Genomic DNA, 6,552 nt, shown 5'->3' on the forward strand with positions numbered 1-6,552 from the left:
CGAAAACCAAGTTGCAGTGATTGGCCTAGCAGTGTCAAGTCTATGCCATGAGTTCTGAAGCACGTGATCGCGAGCCTTCGGGTCCCGTGAATGGCCCCCCGCGAGGCGACGCCGAGTCGCTGCGCAAGCTGCTCGGGCAGGAGATCGGCTCGTCCCGCTGGCGCATCGGTGACAAGCTGCCGACCGAGCGCGAGTTGGGGGAGACTTATGGGGTCGCCCGCAATACCGTGCGCCGTGCCCTGCAGGTTCTGGAGCAGGAAAAGCTTATCATCCGCCATGTTGGACGTGGCACCTTCAAGGCCGGCGATGCCTCCTCTGTGACCTCTGCATTCCTGCCGAGCGCTGGCTCGCTGAGCCCCGCTGGCGTCGTCGAGTGCAGGTTGATCTTTGAGCCCGAGCTTGCACATTTGGCGGTTGCGCGCGCGACGCAGGTCGATCTGGACCGCTTGGCGCAGTGCCTTCGCGGCGGTGAGACCGCAACGACGGTTGAGGATTTCGAACGTTGGGACGGCGCGCTGCACGAAGCTATTGCGCAGGCGACGCACAACCAAACCATCGTCGCTATGGCGCAGGCGCTTGCTGTTGTGCGGACCAGGGGCGAATGGGGTCAGCTCAAGGCCCGCAGTATGACGGTGGAACACCGCCGTGCGCTTCACGCGCAGCACGCTAACATCGTAGCCAGTCTCATCGACCGGGACCGTGATGCTGCACGGACGCAGCTTCGCGAGCATATCCTGTACGTTCGCAAGTATATGTTCGGGGAATAGAGCGCGCCCCGCCGATCATGAGCGGTTGCGCTGGGCGGACGAATTGGTACTTATTGGCTCCCGCTGGGCGGGAGCTAACCAAATCCTCAAAGAAGGGATGATCGCTATGCGCGTCGGCTTTATCGGACTCGGCCTGATGGGAACGCCCATCGCCCTCAACATTCTGCGCGCCGGTTTCACACTGACGGTCTGGAACCGCACCAAGGCAAAGGCTGATCCTGTCGTGTCGGCGGGCGCCATTTGGGCCGCTAGCATTGGGGAGCTTAGCCGTCAGTCCGACGTAATTCTGACCATGGTGACCGATGCGGCCGCATCTGAGGTCGTGATCAGCGGCGCTGATGGCATTCTGGCTCACGCTGCTCCTGGCACGATCTTGATCGACATGGGCTCGATAACGCCAGAGGTCTCCCGCATGATCGCGGCGCACGCGAAAGATCGGGGCGTGGCAATGCTGGATGCACCGGTGACGGGCAATCCGAAGGTCGCTGAAGCCGCTAAGCTCGGCATCATGGTGGGGGGCGAGGCGGATGTTTTGGCCCGTGTACGGCCGCTTCTGGAAAAGCTATCGGCAGTCATCGTGCATGCTGGCCCGCCGGGCGCGGGTTCCACGCTTAAGCTCGTGAACAACCTGATCCTGGGTGTGGCGATCCAGGCCGTGGCCGAGGCGCTTGTCCTCGCCCGTAAGGCAGGGATTGACGCCGACTGTGTGCGGCAGATCACCAGTGTTGGGGGCGCGCGAACAGGCGCTATGGAAACACGCGGGCCCCGCATGATTGCCCACGACTTTTCCCCGCATTTCTCGGCGGATAATATGCACAAGGACCTTTCTACCGCCCTCAAGCTCGCTGACGCGGTTGGCGCGGCGGCCCCGGTGGCGGCGGCCGCACTGGAAATCTTGCGGGCGGCACGGGCGCAAGGCAAGGGTGAGATGGACTCTGCCGTGGTCTACATGATCATCGAGCAGCTATCGGGCCTCGGACCGAAAATTGCCGCCGCTGCTGCTGAGTGATGCCATATCATCAGCAAAGGTCATGAGCCAAGTTCGCTCGCCTACTCGAGATACTGACAGTGATTGCTATTGCTTGTTGGCCGTGTTGGGAAGTGCGTTGCCCGCACAGTGTAGTAGCCTGAGACTGCAGCTGTTCAAGGAATGCTGGATACCTCAGAACCGAAGGTCAAGGACGCCGTCGGTCGCTCGGCAGGTCTCAAAAGAACTCAATCCGTCAAAGTAATCAACGTTCTTATCACGAACCGCCGCTGCTCGGCGGGAATGGCGACCGCCATTATCGACGTCTGACGGCTTGCCTGCGATATGCCAAGCTGCGTCCTGGCATAGACATTGCCGGCAGCACGCCACGGCGAGTAAACACCCCCGCCTAGCCTCGATACACCGCGAAGGCCGTCATGAAGCGAATCATTCTGAGGACGCGCAATATCTTCTCCCCCACCGCACTATTGCTGATTCTGGGTGGAACAGTTTCCGCCCGCGCTGGCGCAGTCGAGATTTGCGCCTCTAGGCTGGACCCGGCGGATTGGCATGAGCTCTTCAGCAAGGGACCGATCGTTGTCCCGGAACACATCGTTTTCCAATTCCGAGGTCACATATTTGGCTCGCTCATGGATCCCAACGATCAGGGTCACAGCCTCCCGGGCGGAGGTTGGCAGGTATCCCTTGCCGAAGTACAGCGACGCAATTCAGTGGTCAGAAGCGATCAAGCATTGTGGGAAAGTGGTTACCTGGCCTTCATGACCGAGAAAGCCTCAACGCTCACCAGAGGGCACCCCTGTGTGTCGGCCGAAGTGCAGCAGGTGCTATCAGAGCAATGGGGCTGGTCGAAGAAGGGCATAGCCGCCGATCAAAACGTGTATTTCGAAATATACGCCGTTTACGAGGACGGCGGTGTTGTCACCAGCTTCAGCGACGACAGCAACCCTTTCTTTTTTGCGGCTGCCCGGGGCGAGATTAACGCCTCTGTCACCTCCACCATCAACAACTTTGTTGTGCTAGAAGACGCTCTGCAGCAATCGCCCTAACGGCGCCACCTCATTCGAAAGCGGCCAAAAAAATTAGTAGATAAAGTTGCCGGTCTCGTCGACTTGACTGAGACGCGGGCGGGAATTCACTGGGCCGCTCGTCCACCCTTGCGCTCACAGCCTTGTGAGCCCTTGTTTCCCGATTAATCCCAGGTGCGCTCGCGGCTTTGGACCCGCTCGCCCTGTTCTTCAGCAAGCCTTCTCGACCCAAAAGATATTAGAAGTGCTCCGCCGCTGATGAAGTAGTGGGCTCGTGAGCGGCTCACCTGCGAGAGCCGCGGTCTCCCGCAAGGTGCACGATGAGCGTCGAGAGCGCTGCAAACGAGAAGGGTTTCAACAGCACTGGCACATCTGCGCGCGTCTCGCCATTGCAGCACATGACGGTTGACGATGCCGCTCAACACCGTCGATCATCAACTCGCGGCTTACCGTGGCTCTAGAGAGAATACGGCCGATGACTTGCGCGGAAACACGTACGCCTGAAGGGCGGCAGCCCAATTAAGCCGGCACCGATGCACGCGGCACCGGCTCAACGTCTTCATGACCGCGGGGCAAATCGGCGGTCACATCGGCGCTGCGGCTTCGCGACTTGTGAAACAGGATAACGCAAGATCACGAGTTTGTTATGAAGCAACGACCTGAACAAGTAGCCAATTCTACCTTTAGGTGTTGATCGAGCGGGGTCGCCTGAAGTGCGGGCATGTAGCCCGTTAAACAAGTTCTAAACTGTGTCCTGACGCAATTCCGAATTGGAATGCGAATCTTCCAGATGCAGTAGGACACAGAAAAGTGATAAATTCCAAGACAGGATGTATCGCGCTGTTTGCGGCGCTGATGGCGACGAGCGCGTCCGTAGGCGTGATGGCTGCAACCCCTTCGCCAAATGGAACCGATCTTCGCCGCTGTTATCTCCAGAAGCCGTCACATGATGTCCGTTACGGCCTTCGATGCGTTCCATACTACGGATTTGTGAGGGCGGGTGACTCAGATACGGCTCATGCCCTCAACAACGCGGCCGCGAAACATAGCGCGAGCGCCACAAGCACTACTGTGGCTTCCACCTCCGGCACCCCTGCGGCTGCGACTCCTTCGTCTACTCCTACGGCCGCGACTCCTTCATCGAACGCTGCTGCGAGTGCCGCAGCGATGGCTGCCAGTGCTCCCGCTGCAACTCCAGCAGCGACCACTTCAGCGCCTTCAACGCCGGCTGCTACGACAACCCCTCCAAGCCCTACAGCAACACCATCTGCGCCCGCGTCGCCGCCAGCAGCCAATCCCAGCACGCCGTCGACGCCGGCCGCGCCGCCGACAACCCCTGTGGCACCTCCGAACACACCAGTCGCACCTCCGGCAACACCTGTGGCGCCGCCAACAACCCCGCCTTCCCATCACCATGGCGGCCATCACCGCGGCTCCGCACCGGGTGGTAGTCGCTCGGGTGGGGGCAGCAAAGGCTCCGGCCACGGCCATGGCCATGGCCACGGTAGTTCGAGCAGCGGCTCGGGATCTGGCGGACCTGGCGGCGGCGGATCCAACGGTGGCTCAAGCGGTTCAGGTGGAAGTTCCGGCGGCTCAGGAAAAGGTCAAGGCCATGGCCACGGATCGTCGAATGGCAGCGGCAGCGGCTCGGGTGGCTCAGCGAGCGGCAGTCACTGCGGGCCTTCCGGCTCAACGGGCAAAGGCAGCTCCAGCAACTCAAGCGGCAAGAGTGGTTCTAGCTCAGGAACTGGAAGCAGTTCGGGTTCTAAGGGATCGTCGGGCAAAGGTCACAGCGGCCCGTCCGGTAGCAGCAGCTCAAGCGGTCACGGTTCGTCTGGCCACGGCGGGAAAGGTAAGTAGATCCACCTGCACCCAGACTCCGGTTTCCTTACTGATTGATCATCTACGGAACGTCCTGCAGGAATTCCTGTGGGACGTTGCGGTGGTCTCGCTCTGGCAGAGATCGCTCTGTGTTAAACGCCACAAGATTGCAGGTTTCAACAGCCTGCACGGACCGTTGCGCGGGGGTGATCGTCAGCGCGTACCCCCTGGCGCGTTTGTGGCTGTTTTACTGCGCGCGTCGATGGGGGATGAATCCGGATAGCTCCTTACAACCCGTGACGTAATGCGGGGCACCTCCATTACACGTCCGTTTCCCAATCGTCAGAGGGACGCAATTTATCGGCGTGCTATTCGATTAGCGCAGCAGTGCCACTGGGCGTCCATCTGGCATGGCAGTCCAAGCAGCACTTGGCGCCGCGGCAATTCCTCATCGCTCGACCCTGGGCGGAGGAGAAGCGCTAGCCGTTGTTGCCGCGCCGCTGCAGTGATCTACCGGAAAATACTACGGTGACAGCGGCGCATCTTCCTGAGTTGTCTTTTGGAGACATGTGCAGGCTCCTTCGTCTGCGCAACTTCGCGGCGTCTTATGTAGTCGAGCGCGAGGAAGCAAGCGACGAGGGCGATGACGAAAGACACCAGCGGGATATACAAAGCCACGGCCCTCCTGAGCGGCAAACGCCGTTGGGCTCATCGTAGCCTTCCCTTAATACCTTAATTGCGGCACGATGCTGCTCACGATCGCTTGCTCGACCAGGCTGGCATCTCCGAACTCCCGGGAAGGGCGTCCCCTGAGGAGAGGCCATTGACTGATGAAACGCGGTCTCCCGATGCGATGCGCGCGAAATTGACGGTGCGAGAGTGGGAGCTTCATCCTTAGGAGCTGGGACGGCTGACCAAACTGGAGGCCGATACAGCCATTGCCCCAGAATTGGTCCAGGAATGGCGGGAGGAAATTGACGAGCTGCGCCGAGTGGCCGATGCTTCCTGACCTCGTGAAACAGAGCAACATGGCCAGAACAACTCGGGCGGAACACCGGTTCAGGGTTAAGGAAAACGCCTCGGGCGAACCTTGGCTTGTGTCGGAAGTGCTTAAAGGAGAAGAGCCGCGAGGAAGCGGTTTCGTGGGGCTCGAGCTAACGCCTGGGACGACGATGCAACAGGCGGAAGACCTTGCTCAGACAATGAACCGCCTCATTGTCTGCACGTCCTTCACGCGGTTCCAAGATTAGCCCTGCTGCTGGCGCTCTTGTCCTTGCAAATATGCGGGAGACTTCGATGGAGAGCGCCTCCCTCTGCTGCATCGCCCGAGGCTGCCCCTCTTTGCATCAAGCTTGCGCGAAAGACGCCCAAGCAAATCCCCAGGCCGATCGTCGGCTTGGAGAAGCTCGGCCCGTTTCGGATCTGCAATATGACCAACGAGGGCTTCAATCTGCAGCTCGATCCGTCTAATGCAGTCGGTCCGCGTCATAGCGGCCTCCATCCAATTCTACGGCGGCAATCAAATGGAGCCGTCAGGAGCCTGGCGCAAACAATTCGCCATCCCACCCGTCCATCCAATCTTTCCATTCGCCGGATCCCCCTGGATAAGGACAGCTGCTGCGCGGGCCGCCACGTGCGCGTTCTTCGAGCCCCTCCGCAAAGGCATTGCTTCCGGTCGCGTTGTCCATATCTCCGGACGGAGGCCCGATCATGTTGCTTCTCCCAGGGTTGCTCGTTTGCGTTGTGGAGGAACTGCACCTTTCCAACGCGACGAGCCCACAGACCTTTCGCTAGCGGAAGCGACAGGTGTCACTGCTCGCCGTTCAGCCGTCGGATCCGGAACTTCCATGACGACCTCAGTTGCGACCTTGTCCTCTCGTAGTCCCAGGTAGACGGGATGGCGGACATGACCTTCGCCTGACCAGGCGGTGAAGCTGACTTCGACAACTAG

General features: G+C 60.1%; 4 protein-coding genes and 1 pseudogene. 3 read left to right on the plus strand and 2 right to left on the minus strand.

Annotated elements, in window-relative coordinates:
* Window positions 1-47 precede the first annotated feature (47 nt).
* From GSQ83_RS12675 to GSQ83_RS12685, 3 genes are all read left to right on the plus strand, one after another.
* Entirely contained in the window at window positions 48-767 is a 720-nt protein-coding gene (locus GSQ83_RS12675) for a FadR/GntR family transcriptional regulator (protein ID WP_158803256.1), read from the plus strand.
* Window positions 703-1,776, plus strand: coding sequence for an NAD(P)-dependent oxidoreductase (locus GSQ83_RS12680; RefSeq protein ID WP_256367226.1), 1,074 nt, complete (start codon window positions 703-705; stop codon window positions 1,774-1,776). Before GSQ83_RS12675 ends, GSQ83_RS12680 begins: the two co-directional genes overlap by 65 nt.
* 395 nt (window positions 1,777-2,171) lie before the next feature.
* On the plus strand, window positions 2,172-2,801 hold the full coding sequence (locus GSQ83_RS12685) for a hypothetical protein (protein WP_158803258.1): 630 nt from the start codon (window positions 2,172-2,174) through the stop codon (window positions 2,799-2,801).
* 1,231 nt (window positions 2,802-4,032) lie between these two features.
* Here the strand turns inward: GSQ83_RS12685 and GSQ83_RS12690 are convergent.
* The gene (locus GSQ83_RS12690; protein WP_216850102.1) at window positions 4,033-4,473 is read right to left on the minus strand and encodes a hypothetical protein; all 441 of its coding nucleotides are present in this window, start codon (window positions 4,471-4,473) and stop codon (window positions 4,033-4,035) included.
* A 1,836-nt stretch (window positions 4,474-6,309) separates the two neighbouring features.
* Window positions 6,310-6,552: pseudogene (locus tag GSQ83_RS29900) on the minus strand (hypothetical protein); the annotation flags it as partial.

This window comes from Acidisoma sp. L85, from assembly GCF_009765865.1.
In the GTDB taxonomy this organism is placed as follows: Bacteria; Pseudomonadota; Alphaproteobacteria; order Acetobacterales; family Acetobacteraceae; genus Acidisoma.